The sequence below is a fragment of the Kocuria rhizophila DC2201 genome, assembly GCF_000010285.1.
GTDB classification, from domain to species: domain Bacteria; phylum Actinomycetota; class Actinomycetes; order Actinomycetales; family Micrococcaceae; genus Kocuria; species Kocuria rhizophila_A.
Genome location: NC_010617.1, coordinates 133238 through 154495 on the forward strand (window position 1 = coordinate 133238; position 21258 = coordinate 154495).

Here is a 21258-nt window from a genome sequence, read left to right on the forward strand (position 1 = left end):
CCACAGCAGCACACCGAACACGACGCGCCGGACGGGTGGGGCCATGACGCAGGAATCTGCCGGTGCCAGGCACTTCTGGTACGACGACTCACCCGAGTCCGCGAGTGGCGTGGACGTCCTGAACCTGCTGCGCCGCTACCGGGACGCCGAGACGACCATGCGCTCGCGCGTGCGCGCGGACATGGACATGGGCGAGAAGGACATCCTGGCGCTGCGGTACCTGATCTCGGCGGACAAGGCGGGCACGGCTCTGCGCCAGAAGGACGTGGCCGCGATGCTCGGGATCACCAACGCCTCCACGAGCGCCCTGGTGGACCGCCTGGTCCGCGACGGCTACGCCGAACGCATCCCCCACCCGGACGACCGCCGGTCCGTGGCCGTGGTCCCCACCGAGCACGGCAAGGAAGAGGTCCGCACCACCCTGCGGGACATGCACGGTCGGATGATGGCCGTGGTCAACGAGATGTCCGCGGCGGAGCGGGGTGTGGTAGCGGCCTTTCTGTGCCGGATGATCGAGGGCGTCACGCAACCGCCGGCCTCCTGACGCGCCGGGTGCGGGGCTTTGTTAGTCTCCCCATCATGTCGGTCGCGAAGCTCTCGGTCAGCCACCAGAACTACCTGAGGGCCATCTGGAACCTGGGGGAGTGGTCTGCGGAGCCCGTCAGTACCTCGGCGGTGGCCGCGAAGGTCGGTCTGCGACTGTCCACCGTCTCGGATGCGCTCAAGAAGCTCACGGAGCAGGGTCTCGTGGCGCACAGCCCGTACGGCGCCATCGAGCTCACCGAGCAGGGCCGGGCGCTCGCGGTGGAGATGGTGCGCAGGCACCGGCTGATCGAGACCTTCCTGGTGGAGATGCTCGGCTACCGCTGGGACCAGGTCCACGACGAGGCGGAGCACCTGGAGCACGCCGTCTCGGACTTCATGATCGACCGCCTGGACGACCTCCTGGGGCGCCCCTCGCGCGACCCGCACGGCGATCCGATCCCCGCCAAGGACGGCACCATCACCTCTCCCGACGCCGTCTCCCTCACCACCGTCCCGGACGGTTCCCGCGTGCGCGTGGAACGGATCTCGGACCGGGACTCGGGACTGCTGCGCTTCTTCGCCGAGCAGGGCATCGGCGTGGGGGTCCCCCTGGACATCCGCTCCGGCGGCCCCTACTCGGGCTCGGTCCAGGCCGTGCTGGACGACGGCGCTCGCAGCGTCCCCCTCGGGCAGACCGCCACCGACGCGGTCTGGGTCTCGCTGGGCGAGGTCGGTTCCTGACAGGCCCGGGGCCGTCGAGGCGAGCCCGGCAAGCCCAACGACAGAGAGGGGTGCGAGGGCGGAGACTTTCTGTCCCGTGGCCCTCGGGCGCCACCCTGCGCCAGGCCGCGGGTCAGAGGATGCAGAACTCGTTGCCCTCGGGGTCCGCCATGACGGCCCAGCCCAGGTCGTGGCGGCGGTCGTCGACCATGACTGCCCCCAGTCGAAGTGCCCGCGCGACCTCCTCCTCCTGGGAGGCTCCCTGGGGAACGAGGTCCATGTGGGCCCGGTTCTTCACCTTCTTGGCGTCCGGGACCCGGAAGAAGAGCACGATGTAGCCGTCGGGGGTCACCAGGTAGCACTCGTCGGAGCCCGGGTGGTAGCAGTCGGGTTCGTGGATCGCCCAGTTCGTGAGCTCGCGCCAGAACTCGGCGACGGCGTGCGGGTCGATGGCGTCCCAGGTGGTGTGCGACAGGCGGAGCGACATGAGGGGACTCTTTTCTCGAGTGGTCGGCCGGTGCGTGGCTCTCACGGGTGAAATTGATGTTGCTTGTGAGAGTCAAACCCGGATCCCCCTCACATGCAAGACTTGACCTGTCTGTGAGGAGGGTGCATGGCGGCGTTCAGCCACATTTCGGGCGACCGGATGCTCGACCTGGTCAACACCGTGGAGTGGCGGCTCGGCGGCCCCGCGCGGGAGGAGGATCTGACCTCCTACGACCGCGTGCTCACGTGGTGCCGGGAGTCCGGTCTGCTCGATGCGACGGAGCAGGAACAGCTCCGGGTTCTTGCCGGAGAGGATCCGTGCACCGCCGCCGCTGAACTGGATCGGGTCGTTGCGCTGCGCGAGCGGCTCTACGAGGCCCTGTTCCACGGTGACGAGCACGCCGCAGAGACCATTGCCACTGCCTTCCGGGACACCCTGGGCCACTCCCACCTGTCCCGGCGCGGTGCGGGCTGGTGCTGGTCCGACAACGAGCTCACGCTGGCGACCGTCCGCCACCGCATCACGCGCGGCCTGGTGGAACTCATGAACCGGGACGACCTCGACCGCCTCCACCAGTGCGAGGACGCCACCTGCGGATGGGTCTACCTCGACACGTCCCCCCGGCGGAACCGGCGCTGGTGCGTCACGAGAGATTGCGGGGACCGGAACCGCTCCCGCGCCTACTACGCGCGGCAGCAGGAACGGAAGCGTGCCGCCCGGGCCAGGGGCCGGAGCTCATAGCGCTGCCGCCCGGGCAACCTTGGCCCGGCGGGGATCGACGCCTGCCCGACGCGCGCACGCAGGTTCCGTGTGGCACGGGCAGGGCGCGGGACGCTGCCGAGCCCCGCCCGGGCGCGGAGGCGACCTACCCCGCCACCGCCCGCCGGCGACGTCGTGCCGCCAGTCTGCTGCCCAGCACCCCGTGCGCGGGGCTGAGCAGGTACGCGAGCGCGAAGGCAGCGGCGTGGACGAGCACTACCAGCCCGCCGGGGGAGGCGTTGAGCCAGTAGCTGAGGTAGATGCCCAGCACCGCGGACGTGGCCGAGACGCACGGCGCGATCACCAGCATGGCCCCGAACCGGTCGGTGAGCAGGTGCGCGGTGGCGCCCGGGATGATGAGCATGGCCACCACGAGCACCACTCCCACCACCTGCAGGGCGGCCACCGAGGTGACCGCGAGCAGCCCCAGCAGCAGCCCGCCCAGGAACCTGGGGGAGAGCCCGATCGCGTGGGCGTGCTGGGGGTCGAACGCGTAGAGGGTGAGGTCCCGCCGCTTGAGCACCATCACCGCCAGCGCCACCACTGCCAGCGCGCAGATCTGCAGCTGCTCCGCTGCGGAGATGCCCAGCACGTTGCCGAAGATGATGTGGGTCAGGTTCGTCTGGCTGGGGGTGACCGAGATGAGCACCAGGCCCAGCGCGAACAGGGACGTGAACACGATCCCGATGGACGCGTCCTCCTTGACCCTGCTGGTCCCCCGCAGCCCGCCGATCAGCACCACGGCCAGCACGCCCGCGACCAGCGCCCCCACGGTGAACGGGATACCCAGGATGTAGGCGAGCACCACGCCGGGCAGCACCGCGTGGGACACGGCGTCGCCCATGAGCGACCACCCCACGAGCACCAGCCAGCACGAGAGCACCGCGCACACGGACGCCGCCGCCACGGTGGTGACCAGCGCGCGCAGCATGAACTCGTACTCCAGTGGCTGGGTGAACAGCTCCAGGGCGCTCATGCGCGGCCTCCTCGGTCCGGGGTGGGTGCGGCGGGTTTCGTCGCGGCGGCTCCGTTGCGCGGGGGCACGACGCCCCCCGGGGTCGTGACGGCGCCCGGCACCGGGGTGCCCCCCGCGGCAGGGCCCGGTGGCGGACCCTCGTGGGCCGCGCCCGCGGTGAGCGGCGTGCGGTCCGCGGGAGCGGCGCCGTCGTCCCCCGGGGACCGCGTGGAGGACGGGTCGGAGAGCACGTCCAGGCCGAACGCGCGCACGAGGTGCTCGGGTGCGAGCCCTTCCGCGACCGGCCCGTGGAAGAGCACGTGGCGGCGCAGCAGGACCACGCTCTCGGCGAGCTGCGGCAGTGCGTGCAGGTCGTGGGTGGCCACGACCACCGCGCAGCCCTGCGCGGCGAGCTCGTGCAGCAGCCGCACGATGGTGGCCTCGCTGCGCTTGTCCACGCCCGCGAACGGTTCGTCCAGGAGCAGGGTCCGCGCTCCCTGGGCGATCGCCCGCGCCACGAACACGCGCTTGCGCTGCCCGCCGGACAGCCGCCCGATCTGCCGCCCGGCCAGCTCCGTGAGCTCCACCCGTTCCAGCGCGTCCGCCACGGCGGTCCGGTCCGCGGGACGCGCCCGCCGGGTGGGGCCCATGTGCCCGTAGCGCCCGGTCATGACCACGTCCCGCACGGACAGTGGGAACGTCCAGTCCACGTCTTCGCTCTGCGGCACGTACCCCACCACGCCCTGCTTCCGCGCGGTGCGGGGGTCCAGCCCGTCCAGCCGCACCTCGCCGGCCTCGAGCCGCACGGTGCCCATGAGCGCCTTGAACAGCGTGGATTTCCCGGAGCCGTTCATGCCCACCAGCCCGGTGACCTGCCCGTGGGCGATCTCCAGGTCCACGCCGTCCAGGGCGCGCACGCGGCCGTAGTCGACGACGACGCCGCTCGCCCGGATCGCGGGCGTCACCGCGCCCTCCCGGACAGGCCGTTGGCAATGGTGTCCGCGTCGTGGCGCAACAGGTCCAGGTAGGTGGGCACCGGGCCGTCCTGCTCCGAGAGGGAGTCCACGTAGAGGGTGCCGCCGTAGCGGGCGCCGGTGGCCTCCGCGACCTGCTGCATGGGCTTGTCCGAGACGGTGGACTCGCAGAACACCGCGGGCACCCTGTGTCGGTCCACGAACTCGATGGCGGAGCTGACCTGCTGCGGGGTGGCCTCCTGCTCCGCGTTGACGGGCCAGATGTACTTCTCAGTGAGCCCGGTGTCCCGCGCCAGGTAGGAGAACGCGCCCTCGCACGTGACCAGCGCGCGCTCGTTGCGGGGCAGGGCCTCCAGCTTCCGGGTCAGGTCCGTGCCGATCGCGCGGATTTGTTCCTTGTACTTCTCCCCGTTGTCCCGGAACTGCTGGGCGTGCTCTCCGTCCAGCTCGCTGAGTGCGGTGACGATGTTGTCCACGTAGCGCTCGCCGTTGCGCGGGCTCATCCACGCGTGGGGGTTGGGGGTTCCGGGGGTGTCGGCGATGTCCAGGGGTTCCACGCCCTCGGAGACCACCCTGTGGGCCACGTTGGCTGAGGAGGTGAACTGCTCGAGCCACTGCTCCAGGTGCAGGCCGTTGTCCAGCACCAGGTCCGCGCGGGAGGCCTTGGTGACATCCTGTGGAGTGGGTTCGTAGTCGTGGATCTCCGCGCCTGGCTTGGTGATGGACTCCACGCTCACGTGGTCACCGGCCACCGCAGCGGTCATGTCCTGCAGCACCGTGAACGTAGTCAGCACGGTGGGCTTCTCGGAGCTGCCGCCGCCGGGCTCGGCCCCCGCGCAGCCTCCCAGCACCAGCACACCCGCGGCTGCGGTAGCCGCCACTGCCCATCCCGGACGACGTCCCATCCCAATTCCTCGCTCCCGTGGATCCTAAAGTTCGGTGTACCGAACTTTAGACCGGGGAGGTGGCCCGGGCAAGGAGCGACGCGGTCCTACCTCCCGGCGGGCATGACGGTCCCGGCGGCGGGCTGGGCGTCGAAGCGCACGCCCCGCGGGTCCGGGGGCAGGGCGGCCATGATCAGCAGGGCGATGCTGCCCAGGAACGGCACGAGGATCAGCAGGTACAACCAGCCGGACAGGTTGCAGTCGTGCAGCCTGCGGACGTTCAGGGCGATGGTGAAAATGGTCAGAAGAAGGCCCACAACAAGAATTATCAAGGCCACGACGATCCCCAGGGCGCTGCCGAAGACACCGGTGTTCTCCAACCAGTTCTCGTTTTGGGCTTGGGCGAACTCCAGGGCGCCTGCGAACAGGAACGAGTACAGCGCGATCCACCAGTACTCGGAGCGGGAGGCTCTGCCGGAGAACTGGAACCCCTTGCGGAAGTAGTTGCCGATCGCCTTGATCGGACCCACCGGCTCGCCGGGCTGGGTGCCCCGGGCCGCGGGCTGGTACGGCATGGTCATGGGTGCTGTCCTCCTGCATTGGTTGCGGCCCCGTCCATGCGGTTCGAGGGCCGCAGAGGGCCCTGGAACCGCTCGGCCGGAAACCAGTGAGCCATCCACCGTACCGAGGATTCATTCAGCCCACATCGGCCGCACGGCCAGTGTCCCGTGCGAGGTGAGCCGCCCGCGCGTTCGTGAGATTCTGGGGGCATGGCTTCAAAGATCGAGGACTACGCCCTGCTGTCCAACATGCGCAGCGGGCCGCTGGTCTCCCGGCACGGGTCGGTGGACTGGTGGTGCGTGCCGCGCTTCGACTCCCCGGCACTGTTCGCGGCTTTGTTGGGCACCCCGGACCACGGACGCTGGCTGCTCGCGCCGTACTGCGCGGTGGACGACGACGCCGCGGTGGACATGTCCCTGCCCGGTGTGATCGCGGTGGAGCGCTTCTACGCGGAGAACACGTTCGTGCTGCACACGGTGTGGTCCACGGACACCGGCACGGTGCGCGTCACGGACTTCATGCCGCTCAACGCCCGCACCGAGCTGATCCGCCGGGTGGAGGGCCTCACGGGTGAGGTGGAGATGTTCCAGGACCTCCGGCTGCGCTTCAACTACGGCTCGTCCGTGCCGTGGCTGAGCCGCTTCGACGTGCTCGAGGACGAGTCGGAGGACGCCGAGGCCGAGTCCGTGCTGGTGGGCATGGCCGGTCCGGACTCCGTGGTCTTCCACGGCGATCCGCTGCCGGAGGCGGATCCGGACAAGACCAAGCGCCGCCACGCGGGTTCGTTCACGGTGGCGGCCGGTCAGACCCGGGACTTCACGCTCACGTGGTTCCCGTCCCACGGCGTGCCCCCGGAGGCGGTGGACGTGAACGAGACGCTGACGGCCACCGTGAACCTGTGGCAGGAGTGGACAGAGCGCTACGAGCCCTACGACCCCCTCACGGATCCCGCGGCCATGAACCACACGGACCCGGACGAGCAGCCGCCCGCGCTGCACGCCTCCGGTGCGGGCGCCGGGGACCTCGACACCTCCGAGCGCCCCTCGGCACGGGACGTGGGTCGTCACGGGGACCGCCCCCACCACGAGGGCGCCGCCCTGGGCGGGTTCACGCTCACGGCCACGGACGACGAGCCCGCGGACCTCGTCCGGCGCAGCCTGTTGGTGGTGCGCGGACTGATGCACCAGGCCACGGGCGGGCTGATCGGTGCCCCTACCACGTCCCTGCCGGAGGTCGTGGGCGCGGAGCGCAACTGGGACCACCGGCTCTCGTGGCCCCGGGATGCCGCGTCCGCGCTGGAGGTCATGCTGGACCACGGCCACGACCGTGAGGCCGCCCAGCTGCGCAACTGGCTGCTGCGCGCGGTGGCCGGGGACGTCAACAACCCCTCGAACATCTACACGCTGGACGGCTCCCCCCAGATTCGCGAGCGCCTGGTGGACCTGCCGGGCTACGAGCGCTCGCGGCCCGTCCGTGACGGCAACTCCTCCGGCAGCCACTACCAGTCGGACGTGGCCGGGCACGTGCTGCGCGTGTTCGAGATGCTGCGCCGGCGCGGTGTGCAGGAGGACCACCTCTCGTGGCCGCTGCAGCAGGCGCTGCTGCGCGCCGTGGTGGCCAACTACGAGGAGAAGGACCAGGGCATCTGGGAGATGCGCGGCGAGCCCCAGTACTACACGCACTCGCGCGTGATGATATGGGCCGCCATGCAGGCGGGTGTGGACGCGGTGCGCATCCACGGCCTGCCCGGTGACGTGGAGACGTGGGAGGAGCACCGGGACCAGCTCGCGCACGAGATCTGGACCAGCGGCTACGACCCCCAGGTGGGATCGTTCGTGCAGTACTACGGCTCCACGGACGTGGACGCCTCCCTGCTGCACCTGCCCATGGTGGGCTTCGTGGCCTACGACGACGAGCGCATGCTCGGCACCGTCCAGCGCATCCGTACCGAGCTCACGGACAGCTCCGGGCTGCTGCACCGCTACCGCAACCTGCCGCAGCTCACGGACCTGGACGACGTCGAGGCGTTCGCGTCCTCGATCGGCCAGGACGGCTTCGCGGGCCAGTCCGCGCCGTCCGTCTCCGCCACGCTGCAGCTGGCCGAGCAGCTCGCGCTGTGCGGGCACACGCAGGACGCGGTGCGCCTCACGGACGTGGCCCTGGGCACCGCCAATGAGCTGGGTCTGCTGCCCTCCACGTACTCGCCCACCCAGCACCGCGCCACGGGCAACTTCCCCCAGGTGGAGGCGCACCTTCGCCTGATCCGCGTGCTCGACATCCTGCAGGCGGAGACCGCCCCGGACGCCTCCTGACGCAACGGGCCACGACGCCGCCCGGGGAGCCGTGCACGGCCGCCGGCAGCCGGGTGCGGGGCGCGCGGGAGGCGGCCGTGCGGCGTCGTCGTGACCCCCGTGCGGGGCGGACGACGGTGCGGGGCGTCATGTGCCGGGTTCGAGGCGGAACCGATTACTGGCGACCCAGAGGCGCACGGTAGCGTGAGCGCACCAGCTACGCCGGGCCCGGTGTGACTCGGCTGGTGGCCGAGGGAGTGCCTCGGCACCGTCGCCGGGCCGAGACCTTGGAGGCGCTGCAATGGCACGCACCGTCAATACCGTGACTGATCCCCACGCCCTCGCCGACTCCGCCGTGGAGCTCGTGCGCACCTGGCTGCAGCGGGCGCAGGAGAATCAGCGCAGGAACAAGCAGAAGAACCCCGCGGAGGACCGTCTGGCCGCCGTGCTCCAGGACCCGAACGGGCTGGAGTTCACGGTGGGCTTCGTGGACCGCGTGATCCGCACGGAGGACACGAAGGCTGCGGCAAAGGCGCTGCAGGACATCACCAAGCTGACCCCGCAGTCCATGTCCGTGGCGGACCGCGCGCAGATCCAGGCGGGCACCGTGCTCTCCGGAGCGCTGCCCTCCGTGGTGGTCCCCGCCGCGCGCACCCGGCTGCGCCAGATGGTGGGCCACATGGTCGTGGACGCCCGCCCCGGGCCGTTCGGCAAGTCCGTGAAGAACATCAAGCAGCAGGGCCACCGGCTCAACATCAACCTCCTGGGCGAGGAGGTGCTGGGCGAGGACGAGGCCGAGAAGCACCTCGCGGACGCCGAGGGCCTGCTGCGCCGCGACGACGTGGACTACGTCTCCCTGAAGGTCTCCTCCGTGGTGCCGCAGCTGTCCCACTGGGGCTTCGAGCGCACCGCCGAGCGCGTGGTGGAGCGGCTGCTGCCGCTGTACGAGACCGCGGCCACCAAGGGCACCGGGAAGATGTTCATCAACCTGGACATGGAGGTCTACTCGGACCTGGAGCTGACCATCGAGGTGTTCAAGCGGCTGCTCGACAAGCCGCAGCTGAAGAACCTCGAGGCCGGCATCGTGGTCCAGGCCTACCTCCCGGACGCGCTCAGCGCCGTGGAGCGGCTCTCCGAGTGGTCCGCGCAGCGCGTGGCGGACGGAGGCGCCCAGATCAAGGTGCGCCTGGTCAAGGGCGCCAACCTGGCCATGGAGAACGTGGACGCCGAGACGCACGGCTGGCCGCTGGCCACCATGGAGTCCAAGCAGGCCACGGACACCAACTACAAGCGGGTGCTGGCCTGGCTGTTCCACCCCGAGCGCATGAAGGGCATGCGCCTGGGCGTGGCCGGGCACAACCTGTTCGACATCGCCTTCGCGCACCTGCTCGCGGAGCAGCGCGGCGTGACCGAGCGCATCGAGTTCGAGATGCTGCAGGGCATGGCCACCGCGCAGAGCGAGGCCGTGGCCACGGACGTGGGCCAGCTGCTGCTCTACGTTCCGGCCGTGAAGCCCGCGGAGTTCGACGTCGCCGTGTCCTACCTGGTGCGCCGGCTCGAGGAGAACTCCGCGAGCGAGAACTTCATGTCCGGGATCTTCGACCTGGGCCCGGACAACTGGGTGTTCCAGCGTGAGGAGGGCCGCTTCCGCGCCGCCCTCGCGGACCTCGAGCAGGACCCGCAGGTGCCCTCACCGCGCCGCGTGCAGGACCGCAGCTCGGAGACCGTGGGGGAGACCCCCACCATCCCGCTGGACGAGCCGTTCCGCAACGAGCCGGACACGGACGTCTCCGTGCCCGCCAACCAGCGCTGGGCCGAGACCCTGGCCGAGAAGATCGGCAGCAGCGAGTGGTACGCCTCCGTGGCCGTGCCCGAGCTGCTGAAGGACTTGGACCAGGACTCGGACGAGGCCGTGCAGGCCGTGAACGACGTCGTGGCCACCGCCAAGGCCGCAGGCAAGCGCTGGGCGGACACCCCCGCCCGTGAGCGCGCCGAGATCCTCAACCGCGCCGCGGACATCCTCGCCGCGCGCCGCGGCCACCTCATGGCCGTGGCGGGTGCCGAGACCGGCAAGGTGCTGGAGCAGGCGGACCCCGAGGTCTCCGAGGCCGTGGACTTCTGCCGCTACTACGCCCGCCGCGCGCTGGAGCTGGAGTTCGTGGACGGCGGCGACTTCGTGCCGCACGCCGTGACCGTGGTGACCCCGCCGTGGAACTTCCCGCTGGCCATCCCCACGGGCACCACCGTGGCTCCCCTGGCCACCGGCTCGGCCGTGATCCACAAGCCGTCCCCCGAGTCCCGCCGCTGCTCCACCGCGGTGTGCGAGGCGCTGTGGGAGGCCGGTGTGCCGCGCGACGTGCTGCAGCTCGTGGACGCCGTGGAGGGCGAGGCCGGCAAGACGCTGATCTCCCACCCGGACGTGGAGCGCGTGGTGCTCACCGGCGCGTACGAGACCGCGCAGCTGTTTGCCTCGTGGGATCCGCAGCGCCCGCTCACCGCGGAGACCTCCGGCAAGAACGCCCTGGTGATCACCCCCAGCGCGGACCGGGACCAGGCGGTGTGGGACCTCGTCTCCAGCGCCTTCGGGCACGCGGGGCAGAAGTGCTCCGCGGCGTCGCTCGGCATCCTGGTGGGCTCCGTGGCCACGTCCGAGCGGTTCCGCCGCCAGCTCGTGGACGCCGCCTCCTCCATGGTGGTGGACTGGCCCGTGAACCTGCAGGCCACCGTGGGCCCCACCGTGGAGCAGCCCTCGGACAAGCTCCTGCGCGGGCTCACCAAGCTGGAGCCGGGTGAGGAGTGGCTGATCGAGCCGAAGCAGCTGGACGACTCCGGTCGGCTGTGGCGTCCCGGGATCCGCACGGGAGTGAAGCCCGGGTCCTTCTTCCACCTCACCGAGTGCTTCGGACCCGTCCTGGGGCTCATGTCCGCAGACAGCCTCGAGGAGGCCGTGGAGCTGCAGAACGCCACGGACTACGGGCTCACCGCGGGCATCCACTCCCTGGACGCGGACGAGATCCTGCGCTGGATCGACACCGTGCAGGCCGGCAACCTCTACGTGAACCGCGGGATCACCGGTGCGATCGTGCAGCGCCAGCCGTTCGGTGGTTGGAAGCGCTCCTCCGTGGGTCTCGGTGCGAAGGCGGGTGGCCCCAACTACCTGGCGTCGCTGGGCCGCTGGAAGCGCGCCGGGTTCTCGGACTCCAGCACGGACCGGGGTGCGGCCGGTGCGTGGGTCCTCGATCCGCGCGTGCACCGCGCGCTGGACGCGGTCACCGCGCTGATCTCGGCCGATGACCTCGTGTGGCTGCGCCGTGCCGCGCAGTCGGACCAGTCCGAGTGGCAGCGCGAGTTCGGCCAGGTCAAGGACCCCACCGCCCTGCGCAGCGAGGCCAACCTGTTCCGCTACCGCCCCCGCACCGTGGTGGTGCGCGCCCAGGAGGGTGCGTCCCTCACGGACGTCCTGCGCGTGGGCCTCGCGGCCGTGCGCTCGGGTTCGCAGGTGGTCCTCAGCGCCGCGGACTCGCTGCCCGCAGCCGTGAACGGGCTGTTCGCCACGGTGCTGAACCCGGCGTCCGACGCCGAGTTCGCGCACGCCCTGGGCACCGGCTCCCTGGGCCCGCTGGGTCAGCTCTCGGACCTGCGCGCCCTGGACGACGACGCCCTCGACGTCCGCCACGGCGCCCGCGTCCGCGTGATCTCCCCGTGGGACGGCTCCGAGGGGGACCTCAAGGACCTCTACGCGGTGCGCGCCGAGCACCCGGACATCGCCCTGATCACCGAGGACGTGGTGGGCACCGGGCGCGTGGAGATGATGTACATGCTGGCCGAGCAGGCCGTGTCCATCACCATGCACCGCTTCGGCAACCACAGCCAGTCCATGCAGCGGGTGGTGGACGAGCTGGTGCGCTGACCCGGCGGCGTCGTGCCTGACGCCCGGCGCTCGGCGGCCTGCGGGTCCCGGGGGCCGGGCGCCCGCAGGCCGACCGGCTGCTGGCCCCGGACATTCGAGGTCTGGGATCGGAGCGAACGCGAGCCGCGCTCCCGGGAGACCGGGGCGCGGCTCGTGTCATGCCCGGGTGCGGTGGGGCGGTGCGACCCCGCGAAGCGCGGGCCGCTTCGAGGGTCTCAGGCTCGGTGGGTGTCCCTCCGCCGCTGACCGCGACGGATGCCGCCGGTCACCACCAGGGGCAGTGCCACCACCAGCAGCGGCCAGCCGATGAGGCCGCGCCAGGCCAGGTCGGTGAACGTGATCAGTGCCGCGGCCGCGACGGCCAGCAGGACGCCGAGAACGACGAGCCAGGGCGCTCGGGACGAAGTGGTGGTAGCCATCCCACCACGGTAGGTGCGACCGGGGAGGCGACACCATGGTCGAACGGCCAGTCTTTGCGAGGGTGGCACCATGGATTCATGACGGGATTTCATCATGTCGAAGTGTGGGTGGCTGACCTGGCTCAGGCGCGGTCCGAGTGGGGTTGGCTCCTCGAGGAACTTGGGTTCAGCCAGTCGGATAAGTGGGTTGAGGGCGAGTCCTGGTCAGGAGGGGGCGCTTATCTCACGCTGACAACCTCGCCAAATCTTTCCGGTGCTGTCCACGACCGTCGAGCCCCGGGCGTGAACCATCTCGCATTCATCGCGGGCCGATCCGCCCGCGTGGATGAGATCATGCGAGCTGCCCCCGAGCATGGCTGGCGCCCGCTGTACCAGGAGCGCTATCCCCATGCCGGTGGCCCTGAGCACTATGCTGGCTGGCTGGAGAATTCCGCAGGATTCAAAGCGGAACTTGTGGCTGCGGGGGCTTGATAGTGTCCTGATCCCGTACAGAGATCACTACGCGCCGGATTTGATGTAGGTTACTTCTTCCACGTCGCGCCCATCTGTGCTCAGAGAGCGGGAGGCGAGCGTCATTCCCACCCGCTCACACAGCAAGCGGGAGGCCCGGTTGTCAGCATCGGTTCGCGCACTGACCCGGGTGAAGCCCCATGCGCCGAGGGCTGCGGAGAGAACACCGGAGACAGCTTCGGAGGCCAGGCCCAGCCCCATGTAAGCAGGGTTGAACACGTACCCGATTTCGGCGGCGTTGTCCGCGTCGGTCCACGTCAGCCCCACCTCGCCCACGACTTCCCGGGTGGCGCGGAGCTCGGCCAGGAGCACCAATTCGTCGCCGGGTCCATTCAGCTGTGCCTCGGCATAGGTGTCGATTTCCTCGCCAGTTTTCTGACGGGTCCACGTTCCTGCACTCAAGTAGCGGGCGACATCTGCTCGGGACCGGTAGGCATAGACGGCATCGATGTCAGCGGGGCAGGGCCGGCGAAGTAGGAGACGACTGGTCTCAATCATGTCCGCACACTAGTCCGTGGGGACAAAGCCAAAGCGCCAATTGAATATCTGTTCGCACATCATTACCCCCCCCATCAGCAGCGGCGCAAACGTACAAGTTGCACGCTTTCGATATGGTCTCCGTGACGCTTTCCCAGTTCCGCAACCAGCAGAGCGACTACATCGCAACTGCTCAACGCGAGCCAGTCGAGATCACCTCGAGGGGCGCGGGACGACGTGCCGTCGTGGTCTCGCCCGAGTTCTACGAACGTGTGGTGGCGACCCTCGAGGACGTGGCCGATGCCCGGGCGGCGGCAGAAGCGCGCGCCGAGCAGGAGCCACGGGTCTCCCACGAGGACCTGCGGCGAGAACTCGGCATCTGAGACCCTGCCTTGGCCTACGCGATCAGCTATGCGGCCTCGGCGGCGACGACGCTGCGCAAGCTGGGCCAGCGCACTGCGCGGCGTCTTCGGGAAGCAATCGGGAAACTTGCCCGGGCCCCACGCCCACCGGGCTTCATCCAGTTGAAGGGCGGCGCGGGGGAGATGCGTATCTGGGTGGGCGACCATCGCGTCATCTACGAGATCCTCGATGGGGAGCCGGTGATCATGGTGCCGAGGATCGGACACCGTCGGGAGGTCTACCGCTAGATCCGAGGTGTTCTCCGCGCCCGAAGCGCATGAGGTGCATTTCTGCCCGCCTAGTCGCGAAAATCCTTGGCAGAACCGCACCTCACGCGTCGCCGCCCGAGACCGCGCCCGCGTCTGCGACGGGCGCCCCTCAGGCCCCCGTCAGCGCGTCCACGAACACCTTCTGGATGTCCTGCGGCGTGCGCGCCACGTGGGACGAGCCGCCGGTGGCCTCCGCGATCTGCCGCAGCACCGTGGCGTCCGCGTCTTTCGAGACCCCCACGGTGATGATCCGCACCGGGTTCTCGGCGTCCTGCTCGGCCTTCAGCGTGGAGAGCAGCTCGTCCAGCGCAATCGAGTCGGGGTCGTGGTTCATGCCGTCGGACAGCACGATGACCGTGCGCAGGTGACCGGGGGCGTCGTCGTGGAGCACCTGGCGGTAGGCGGCCAGGGTGGTGTCGTACAGGCCTGTGTAGCCGTCCGGGGAGAACGTCAGGGACTGGACGTCCTGGGAGAGCTGGTCCCGCTGGGTGCCGCCGTCCACGGAAGCGGAGAGCTCGCGCACCGGGGTCACGCTGCGGTAGTCCTTGTCCCCGTCCAGGTGCCGCTCGAACGTCCACAGCCCGAGGGCGTCGTGCTCGGGGAACAGCCCCACGGCAGTGGTGGCCGCCGCCTTGGTGAGGTCCATGCGCGTGGAGCCGTCCGGCAGGGCCTTCGTGCCCATGGACCCGGAGACGTCGATGGCCACGAGGGCGTGGAACGGCTCCGCGAGGTGCTGCCACTGCCCGAGGGCCTGCGTCAGGGCGGCGTCGTCCGCGGTGGGTGCCTCGGAGGCGGGGCGGTCGCCCGGGGTGCTGGCCACGAGCGTCGTGTCCGCGTGCCGGGAGCGGTAGTCCTCCCACTCGCCGCGCGTGACCACGGTGGCTGCGGGGTGCTGCGCGCCCGCGGCATACGCGGGGGCGCTCGGGTCCGCCGCGGGCGCAGTGCTCGGTGCGGGGTCCTCGGCGACCTGCTGCAGGCGTCGCGCCGCGTCCTGCACGGGGGCGGCGTCCCCCTCCGTGCGGGCGCGCCGCTTCATGGCCTGCTCGGTGGCCGCGCGCTCCGCCTGACCGTCCCGCGCCTCGCCCAGTGCACGGGAGATCAGCTCGCGGGTCCCGGTGTCCTCGCCCGGGGCGCCCAGCTCCACGGCGGGGTCCTGCAGCACTGCGGCCCACGTTCCCGCCGTGGTCTTCGACGGGCCCACGACGACGGGCTCCTCGCCTCCCGCGCTCGCGGCACCGGAGGGGCCGTTCGCCTCGGAACCGCCGGGGGCGGCGGCGTCCTCCGGGGCCAGGCGGGAGAGCGCGAACACGGTGGAGGCGATGATCGCCAGCACGGCGAGGGTGATCCACAGCAGGGCCCTGCTCGGGCCTCGGCGCTCGGCTCGGTGGGCGGCGTGGCCGCGCTGCTTCTCGGGCTCGGTCATCTCGGTGTTCCCCCGTCCGGCGCGGGACCCCGGTGGACGACGTCGAACGGTCACCCCCGGCGCGCCCCCGCACGCGGCAGCCGTGGCAGGACCCCCGTGCCGGGGTGCTGCCACGCCCCGACGTCCCTTCCGGGATCCACCCTACGGTGTCGCAGGTCACACCGGGCGGAGCCCGGCTCAGCCGAGGCGTGCGAACGGTTCGGCGTACTCGTAGCAGCCGCGCGGGCCGCGGTACTCGCCCGGGTCGACGACGCCGCCGTCCCCCAGTGGCGCGGCCTGGAAGAACTCGCCCCACTCGGGCTCCCCGGTGATGCCGATCCGGGAGGCCGGGACGAACCCGAAGCGTGAGTAGAATTCCGGGTCGCCCGGCAGCACCAGGACCGCCTGCCCGGCCTCGGCGGCGCGCTGGACCAGGGCGGTCATGAGCCGTGAGCCGATGCCCTCGCCCTGCCGGGCCGGGTCCACGGCCACGGGGCGGACTCGAAGGCGCGGGCGGCTAGCGCGTGGACGGCCGCGGCATCGTTGGGGTGCTCGGGGCGCAGCTGGAGGCTCATGCGGTCATTGCGCCCGCAGCGGCAACCGGGCCCGTCGCGAGAGCCGCCGGAGGGGATGAGAACGGTTCACAGCGCAACGGAGAACGCTTCTCAGCAAGGCCCAGTTCAGGGAAATTTCTGGCATTTGCCCAGGACATCGGCAAGGATGGGCCACGGTGCCGCCAACCGACGGCACCGTCCCTGTGGTCCCGCGCCTCGCGTGCGGCGGGTCCGAAGGAGTGGTGAAGATGGCAGACGGCAATCGCGCAGTAGTGTTCCACGGCACCGGCAACATGCAGGTGGACACGGTGGAGTACCCAAAGCTCGTCATGCCGAACGGGAAGAAGGCCCCGCACGGCGTCATCCTCAGGATCGTGGCCACGAACATTTGCGGTAGCGACCTGCACATCTACCGCGGCTCGTTCCCCGTGCCTGAGGGCATGCGCATGGGCCACGAGATGACCGGGGAGGTCGTGGAAGTAGGCTCGGACGTCGAGTTCTTGAGCGAGGGAGACCTCGTCTCCGTGCCGTTCAACGTGGCGTGCGGCCGTTGCCGTAACTGTCGTGCCGGACGCACCGAAGTGTGCGAGACCACCAACCCGGACACCGCGTGCGCCGCGTACGGGTTCAACCTGGGCAACTGGGACGGCGGACAGTCTGAGTACATGTTCGTGCCGTACGCGGACTTCCAGCTGCTGCGCTTCCCGGACCGGGACCAGGCCATGGAGAAGATCCGGGACCTCGCTCTGCTCTCCGACATCCTGCCCACCGCATTCCACGGCCTCATGGAGGCGGGCGCCAAGCCCGGTTCTACGGTCTACATCGCGGGCGCCGGGCCCGTGGGCCGTTGCGGGGCCGCCGCGGCACGGCTGCTCGGGGCGTCCTGCATCATTGTGGGCGACTACAGCAAGGAGCGGCTGGATCTCGTGCGGCAGAACGGCTGCGAGACCATCGACCTCTCCGAAGACGTCCCGCTGACCGAGCAGATCGAGGCGATCCTGGGCGAGCCCATGGTCGACTGCGCGGTGGACTACGTGGGCACCGAGGCCCACGGCATCGGCTCCGAGGCGGAGAACATGGATCCCGCGTACGCCGTGAACCAGGTCCTGGACGCCACCCGCGCGGGCGGTGCCACGGGTATCATCGGCGTCTACGGCCCGGATCCGCTGGCATCCTCGAAGGCGGAGCAGGAGGGTACGTACCCCATCGACTTCGGCAAGGCATGGATCAAGTCCCCGCGCATCTCTGCTGGCCAGGCGCCCATCATGCACTACAATCGTCAGCTCATGATGTCGATCCTCTGGGACCGCATGCCGTACCTGAGCAAGATGCTCAACACCAAGGTCATCAGCCTCGACGAGGTGCCTGAGGCCTACGCGGCCTTCGATGCCGGCTCGGATGACAAGCTCATCATCGACCCGCACGGCATGATCAAGGCCTGAGCAGCCGCCGTCTGACCGGACCGAGTCCGGACAGACGGAGGAACCGCGGACGACGACGAGCCCCACCGTACGGCACTCACGGTGGGGCTCGTCGCTGCTTGAGAAGGTCTCCGTCAGGCCATGACGGCCTTTAGGTACGGTGCCGTGGCGCCGTCCGAGTGCGCGGCGACGTCGTGCGGGGTGCCCGCCGCGACCACCCGGCCGCCGTCGGCTCCCGCGCCGGGGCCCATGTCCACCACGTGGTCCGCCTGGGCGACCATGCGCATGTCCAGCTCGGCCATGACCACCGTGTTGCCCGCGTCCGCGAGCCCCTGCAGGTGGTTCATGAGCCGGTCGCTGTCCGCCGGGTGCAGACCCGCGGTGGGCTCGTCCAGCACGTAGAGGGTGTCCCCGCGGGAGGCCCGCTGCAGCTCGGACGCGAGCTTGACCCGCTGGGCCTCACCGCCCGAGAGCTCCGTGGCCGGCTGGCCCAGCCGCAGGTAGCCGAGCCCCACGTCCCGCAGCACGCCCAGGCTGTGGTGGATGGAGTCCTCACCCTCGAAGAACGCGTGCGCCTCGTCCACGCTCATGCCCAGCACGTCCGCCACGGAGCGCTCCCGCCACAGCACCTCCAGGGTGCTCGCCTTGTACCGGGTGCCGTGGCAGTCCGGGCACGGGGCGTACACGCTGGGCAGGAACAGCAGCTCCACCATCACGCTGCCCTCGCCCTCGCACGTGGGGCAGCGCCCGCCCACCACGTTGAACGAGAACCGCCCGGCCTTGTACCCGCGCTCCTTGGCCTCGTCCGTGGCGGCGTAGAGCTTGCGGACGTCGTCGAACAGCCCCGTGTAGGTGGCCACGTTGGAGCGCGGCGTGCGGCCGATCGGCTTCTGGTCGATCACGACGACGCGCCGCACGCCTCCCGGCGCCGAGGTGACCTTCCCGCGGACGTCCTCGGCGGCGTCGTCGGCCGTCAGCAGGTCCGACTCCGGATCGCCCGTGATCTCCTGGGACTCGCCCGTGCGCTGGCCCAGGCGCTCGCGCACGAGGACCGGCAGGGCCTGGCTGACCAGGCTGGACTTGCCGGAGCCGGAGATGCCCGTGACGGCGGTGAGGCACCCGGCGGGGAAGCTCACGTCCAGGCCGCGCAGGTTGTTGCGGGTGACCTCTTCGAGGGCGAGCCATCCGCGCGGCGTGCGCGGTGCGCGGGCTGCGGGAGCGGTGGCCTGCTCCGGGAAGAGGTAGCGGCGCGTCGCGGACTCGGGAACGTCCGCGAGGCCCCGGGGATCCCCGCTGTAGAGCACGCGCCCGCCGCGCTCGCCGGCGTCGGGGCCGATGTCCACGAGCCAGTCCGCCTCGTGGATCACCGTGAGCGAGTGCTCCACGATGAACAGGCTGTTGCCGCGGTCCTTGAGCCCGTGCAGGATCCCGATCAGCGCGTCCAGGTCACGGGGGTGCAGACCCGCGGAGGGCTCGTCCAGGACGTACGCCACCCCGAAGAGCTTGGAGGAGAGCTGCGTGGCCAGGCGCAGCCGCTGCCGCTCACCCCCGGAGAGCGTGGGCGTGGTGCGGTCCAGGGAGAGGTAGCCCAGGCCCAGGTCGATCATGGGCTGCAGCCGCGCCACGAGGTCCGCGGCCAGGCGCTGGGCGGCGGCACGCTTCTCCACCGAGAGGTTCGGGGTGCGCCGGACGTCCGGGGCGGCGTCGTGCGAGGCCCCTCCCTGCGCCACCCGCGAGGCGGTGGAGGCCGCGCGGGACTCGGTGTCCAGCACGTGGTCCGGCAGGTGACCGGCCTCGCTCGGGGTCCAGCCGTCCGCGGCCACGGCGCGTGCAATCTCCGCGAGGCGCGCGAGTGGGAGGTGCGAGAACGCGGCGATGTCCAGGCCCTCGAACGTGACCGACAGGGCCTCCTTCTTGATCTTCTTGCCGTGGCACTCCGGGCACAGCTCGCTGGTGAGGTACTGGGCCGCGCGCTTCTTGGTGCTGGGGCTCTTGGCGTTGGCGAAGGTGTCCAGCACGTAGCGCCGCGCCCCGATGAACGTGCCCTGGTAGGTGGGCTCCACACCCTCTTGCTGGGCCTTGCGCGTCTGGTTGGGGCTGAGCCCGCGGTACACGCCCACCGTGGGGCGCTCTTCGGTGTAGAGGATCCAGTCGCGGTCCTTCTGCGGGAGGTCCTTCCAGGGGGTGTCCACGTCGTAGCCCAGGGACACGAGGATGTCCCGCTGGTTCTGTCCCGCCCACGCCACGGGCCAGGAGGCGACGGCGCGCTCGCGGATGGTCAGGGACGGGTCCGGGACCATGGAGTCCTCGGTGACCTCGTACACTCGCCCGATGCCGTGGCAGGTGGGGCAGGCGCCCTGCACGGTGTTCGCGGAGAAGTCCTCCGCGTAGAGCATCCCCTGCCCCGGGGGGTACCACCCGGCGCGCGAGTACAGCATCCGGACCAGGCTGGACAGGGTGGTCACGGTGGCCACGTCCGAGCGCGCTCCGCCCCCGCCGCGCTGCTGCTGGAGGGCGACGGCAGGCGGCAGCCCCTCGATCACGTCCACGTCCGGGACGCCCGCCTGGTCGATGAGCCGCCGCGCGTACGGCGCCACGGACTCCAGGTAGCGCCGCTGCGACTCCGCGAACAGCGTGCCGAACGCGAGGGACGACTTCCCCGAGCCGGACACCCCCGTGAACACCACGATGGCGTCCCGGGGCAGGTCCAGGGAGACGTCCCGGAGGTTGTTCTGGCGCGCGCCGCGCACCACTACGCCGTGCTGCCAGGATGCGGTGCCGTTCTGCTCGATAGTCACCCCGGCGACGATACCCGAGGCCGACGACGCACCGTCCGGTCAGGTGCCGCGGGCCTGGCGTTCGGCGGCGTCCAGGATCACGCCGATCCCGAAGCGGAAGACCTCCCTGTCCTGCAGCTCCCCGAGCTGGCCGCCCAGGCGCATGAGCAGGGGGTGGGCCGTGGGATCGGCCGTGGGAACGGCGTCGAACCACGGGACGGAGGGGTCGGTGGCGCCCGTCTCCATCACGGCTCGGGCGAGGCCGGAGGCGGAGGCCATCATGTACTGCGCGAACAGGGCGTAGTGGGCGACGGCTGCGCGCTCGTCGAGACCGGCGGTGGTGAAGGCGTCGAGGATGAGCTCCACGGAGGCCTTCTCGCCCGGTCCGTGCGTGGTGGCGGTGATGGCCTCCACTCCCACAGCGGGGTGGGCGGTGTACTGGGCCAGTGAGGCCTCGGAGAGCTGCGTCAGGCGCTCCCGCCAGTTCGCCGCGGGGGCGTCGACCGCGGCCACGGCACGGGCGGTGAGCGTGTCCAGGAGGTGGAGGACGAGGTCCTCCTTGTTGCGGAAGTGCCGGTAGATGGCCGTGGGGTCGGAGCCCAGGCGCTGCCCCAGGTCCCGCACGGACAGGGTGCGCGTGCCGGGCCGCGCCGTGATCTCCAGGCCCGCCTCGATGATGGACTCCCGCTCCAGCCGGGGGCGGGGGCGTCGGGGGGTGTCCTGCTCGGCGCGCACGGCGGTTCCTCTCTGCATCCACCCCATGGTGCCACGTGGTCTGCGGTCTCCGGTGCCGCGGAACGGCCTGCTGCACAGTGTTGTCAACACCGTTGACATCTCCGCGGGGGCCGCACTACCGTCGAGCACCACGGGGTGAGGCCGAGTGCTGCTCGAACCCCCCGCCGAGCAGCCCGGACCGACCAGGGACGGCGCTCGACCCGACCACGATCAGCGCGGCACCCGT

20 protein-coding genes are annotated in these 21258 nt (G+C 70.8%); 9 read left to right on the forward strand and 11 right to left on the reverse strand.

What is annotated here, in order from left to right:
* Positions 1-43 precede the first annotated feature (43 nt).
* Together KRH_RS00585 and KRH_RS00590 are read left to right on the forward strand one after the other, a co-directional pair.
* Positions 44-544 (forward strand): MarR family winged helix-turn-helix transcriptional regulator, encoded by a 501-nt coding sequence (locus KRH_RS00585; protein ID WP_012397198.1) that lies wholly within the window; start codon positions 44-46, stop codon positions 542-544.
* Positions 545-579: 35 nt separating this feature from the next.
* Complete coding sequence (locus tag KRH_RS00590; protein WP_012397199.1) at positions 580-1266, forward strand: metal-dependent transcriptional regulator; 687 nt, start codon at positions 580-582, stop codon at positions 1264-1266.
* Between the two features lie 112 nt (positions 1267-1378).
* Here the strand turns inward: KRH_RS00590 and KRH_RS00595 are convergent, their stop codons facing one another.
* Positions 1379-1732: a VOC family protein gene (locus KRH_RS00595; RefSeq protein WP_012397200.1), complete on the reverse strand. Its 354-nt coding sequence runs from the start codon at positions 1730-1732 to the stop codon at positions 1379-1381.
* 126 nt (positions 1733-1858) lie between these two features.
* Between KRH_RS00595 and KRH_RS00600 the strand changes: the two genes are divergently transcribed.
* Entirely contained in the window at positions 1859-2473 is a 615-nt protein-coding gene (locus KRH_RS00600) for a CGNR zinc finger domain-containing protein (protein WP_041297251.1), read from the forward strand.
* Positions 2474-2597: 124 nt separating this feature from the next.
* On the opposite strand, the gene KRH_RS00605 is transcribed toward KRH_RS00600, so the two are convergent.
* The 4 genes from KRH_RS00605 to KRH_RS00620 all read right to left on the reverse strand — a co-directional run bounded on the left by KRH_RS00605 (position 2598) and on the right by KRH_RS00620 (position 5885).
* Positions 2598-3467, reverse strand: coding sequence for a metal ABC transporter permease (locus KRH_RS00605; protein ID WP_012397202.1), 870 nt, complete (start codon positions 3465-3467; stop codon positions 2598-2600).
* The gene (locus KRH_RS00610; protein ID WP_012397203.1) at positions 3464-4411 is read right to left on the reverse strand and encodes a metal ABC transporter ATP-binding protein; all 948 of its coding nucleotides are present in this window, start codon (positions 4409-4411) and stop codon (positions 3464-3466) included. Before KRH_RS00610 ends, KRH_RS00605 begins: the two co-directional genes overlap by 4 nt.
* Positions 4408-5325, reverse strand: a complete 918-nt coding sequence (locus tag KRH_RS00615; protein ID WP_012397204.1) for a metal ABC transporter substrate-binding protein — start codon at positions 5323-5325, stop codon at positions 4408-4410. The genes KRH_RS00610 and KRH_RS00615 overlap by 4 nt, the downstream gene beginning before the upstream one ends.
* A gap of 86 nt (positions 5326-5411) precedes the next feature.
* Positions 5412-5885 (reverse strand): DUF805 domain-containing protein, encoded by a 474-nt coding sequence (locus tag KRH_RS00620; RefSeq protein WP_012397205.1) that lies wholly within the window; start codon positions 5883-5885, stop codon positions 5412-5414.
* Positions 5886-6074: 189 nt separating this feature from the next.
* On the opposite strand from KRH_RS00620, the gene KRH_RS00625 reads away from it, so the two are divergent.
* Together KRH_RS00625 and KRH_RS00630 are read left to right on the forward strand one after the other, a co-directional pair.
* Complete coding sequence (locus tag KRH_RS00625) at positions 6075-8177, forward strand: glycoside hydrolase family 15 protein (protein ID WP_012397206.1); 2103 nt, start codon at positions 6075-6077, stop codon at positions 8175-8177.
* 280 nt (positions 8178-8457) lie between these two features.
* Positions 8458-12066: a bifunctional proline dehydrogenase/L-glutamate gamma-semialdehyde dehydrogenase gene (locus tag KRH_RS00630; RefSeq protein ID WP_012397207.1), complete on the forward strand. Its 3609-nt coding sequence runs from the start codon at positions 8458-8460 to the stop codon at positions 12064-12066.
* 215 nt (positions 12067-12281) lie between these two features.
* On the opposite strand, the gene KRH_RS00635 is transcribed toward KRH_RS00630, so the two are convergent.
* Positions 12282-12485 carry a hypothetical protein gene (locus KRH_RS00635; protein WP_012397208.1) on the reverse strand — a complete coding sequence of 68 codons (204 nt, stop codon included), beginning with the start codon at positions 12483-12485 and terminating at the stop codon, positions 12282-12284.
* 78 nt (positions 12486-12563) lie between these two features.
* On the opposite strand from KRH_RS00635, the gene KRH_RS11945 reads away from it, so the two are divergent.
* Positions 12564-12956 carry a VOC family protein gene (locus KRH_RS11945; protein WP_012397209.1) on the forward strand — a complete coding sequence of 131 codons (393 nt, stop codon included), beginning with the start codon at positions 12564-12566 and terminating at the stop codon, positions 12954-12956.
* Between the two features lie 27 nt (positions 12957-12983).
* Here the strand turns inward: KRH_RS11945 and KRH_RS00640 are convergent, their stop codons facing one another.
* Positions 12984-13493, reverse strand: coding sequence for a GNAT family N-acetyltransferase (locus KRH_RS00640; RefSeq protein ID WP_012397210.1), 510 nt, complete (start codon positions 13491-13493; stop codon positions 12984-12986).
* A gap of 113 nt (positions 13494-13606) precedes the next feature.
* On the opposite strand from KRH_RS00640, the gene KRH_RS00645 reads away from it, so the two are divergent.
* Together KRH_RS00645 and KRH_RS00650 are read left to right on the forward strand one after the other, a co-directional pair.
* Positions 13607-13855, forward strand: a complete 249-nt coding sequence (locus tag KRH_RS00645) for a type II toxin-antitoxin system prevent-host-death family antitoxin (RefSeq protein WP_012397211.1) — start codon at positions 13607-13609, stop codon at positions 13853-13855.
* Between the two features lie 9 nt (positions 13856-13864).
* Positions 13865-14122: a type II toxin-antitoxin system RelE family toxin gene (locus KRH_RS00650; protein ID WP_012397212.1), complete on the forward strand. Its 258-nt coding sequence runs from the start codon at positions 13865-13867 to the stop codon at positions 14120-14122.
* 130 nt (positions 14123-14252) lie between these two features.
* Here KRH_RS00650 and KRH_RS00655 read toward each other — a convergent pair whose 3' ends face one another.
* Together KRH_RS00655 and KRH_RS00660 are read right to left on the reverse strand one after the other, a co-directional pair.
* Positions 14253-15566 (reverse strand): VWA domain-containing protein, encoded by a 1314-nt coding sequence (locus tag KRH_RS00655; RefSeq protein WP_019309763.1) that lies wholly within the window; start codon positions 15564-15566, stop codon positions 14253-14255.
* A 177-nt stretch (positions 15567-15743) separates the two neighbouring features.
* Positions 15744-16037, reverse strand: coding sequence for a GNAT family N-acetyltransferase (locus KRH_RS00660; RefSeq protein WP_012397214.1), 294 nt, complete (start codon positions 16035-16037; stop codon positions 15744-15746).
* 310 nt (positions 16038-16347) lie between these two features.
* Here KRH_RS00660 and KRH_RS00665 point away from each other — a divergent pair, with 310 nt between their 5' ends.
* Complete coding sequence (locus KRH_RS00665) at positions 16348-17541, forward strand: glutathione-independent formaldehyde dehydrogenase (RefSeq protein WP_012397215.1); 1194 nt, start codon at positions 16348-16350, stop codon at positions 17539-17541.
* 113 nt (positions 17542-17654) lie between these two features.
* Here the strand turns inward: KRH_RS00665 and KRH_RS00670 are convergent, their stop codons facing one another.
* Both KRH_RS00670 and KRH_RS00675 read right to left on the reverse strand, forming a co-directional pair.
* Complete coding sequence (locus KRH_RS00670) at positions 17655-20318, reverse strand: excinuclease ABC subunit UvrA (protein ID WP_012397216.1); 2664 nt, start codon at positions 20316-20318, stop codon at positions 17655-17657.
* 39 nt (positions 20319-20357) lie between these two features.
* Positions 20358-21050, reverse strand: coding sequence for a TetR/AcrR family transcriptional regulator (locus tag KRH_RS00675; protein ID WP_070105258.1), 693 nt, complete (start codon positions 21048-21050; stop codon positions 20358-20360).
* Positions 21051-21258 lie beyond the last annotated feature (208 nt).

Coding starts and splice junctions, on each gene's coding strand:
- KRH_RS00585 (WP_012397198.1), top strand. CDS start 44: ATGACGCAGGAATCTGCCGGTGCCAGGCACTTCTGGTACGACGACTCA.
- KRH_RS00590 (WP_012397199.1), top strand. CDS start 580: ATGTCGGTCGCGAAGCTCTCGGTCAGCCACCAGAACTACCTGAGGGCC.
- KRH_RS00595 (WP_012397200.1), bottom strand. CDS start 1,732: ATGTCGCTCCGCCTGTCGCACACCACCTGGGACGCCATCGACCCGCAC.
- KRH_RS00600 (WP_041297251.1), top strand. CDS start 1,859: ATGGCGGCGTTCAGCCACATTTCGGGCGACCGGATGCTCGACCTGGTC.
- KRH_RS00605 (WP_012397202.1), bottom strand. CDS start 3,467: ATGAGCGCCCTGGAGCTGTTCACCCAGCCACTGGAGTACGAGTTCATG.
- KRH_RS00615 (WP_012397204.1), bottom strand. CDS start 5,325: ATGGGACGTCGTCCGGGATGGGCAGTGGCGGCTACCGCAGCCGCGGGT.
- KRH_RS00620 (WP_012397205.1), bottom strand. CDS start 5,885: ATGACCATGCCGTACCAGCCCGCGGCCCGGGGCACCCAGCCCGGCGAG.
- KRH_RS00625 (WP_012397206.1), top strand. CDS start 6,075: ATGGCTTCAAAGATCGAGGACTACGCCCTGCTGTCCAACATGCGCAGC.
- KRH_RS00630 (WP_012397207.1), top strand. CDS start 8,458: ATGGCACGCACCGTCAATACCGTGACTGATCCCCACGCCCTCGCCGAC.
- KRH_RS00635 (WP_012397208.1), bottom strand. CDS start 12,485: ATGGCTACCACCACTTCGTCCCGAGCGCCCTGGCTCGTCGTTCTCGGC.
- KRH_RS11945 (WP_012397209.1), top strand. CDS start 12,564: ATGACGGGATTTCATCATGTCGAAGTGTGGGTGGCTGACCTGGCTCAG.
- KRH_RS00640 (WP_012397210.1), bottom strand. CDS start 13,493: ATGATTGAGACCAGTCGTCTCCTACTTCGCCGGCCCTGCCCCGCTGAC.
- KRH_RS00645 (WP_012397211.1), top strand. CDS start 13,607: ATGGTCTCCGTGACGCTTTCCCAGTTCCGCAACCAGCAGAGCGACTAC.
- KRH_RS00655 (WP_019309763.1), bottom strand. CDS start 15,566: ATGACCGAGCCCGAGAAGCAGCGCGGCCACGCCGCCCACCGAGCCGAG.
- KRH_RS00665 (WP_012397215.1), top strand. CDS start 16,348: ATGGCAGACGGCAATCGCGCAGTAGTGTTCCACGGCACCGGCAACATG.
- KRH_RS00675 (WP_070105258.1), bottom strand. CDS start 21,050: ATGCAGAGAGGAACCGCCGTGCGCGCCGAGCAGGACACCCCCCGACGC.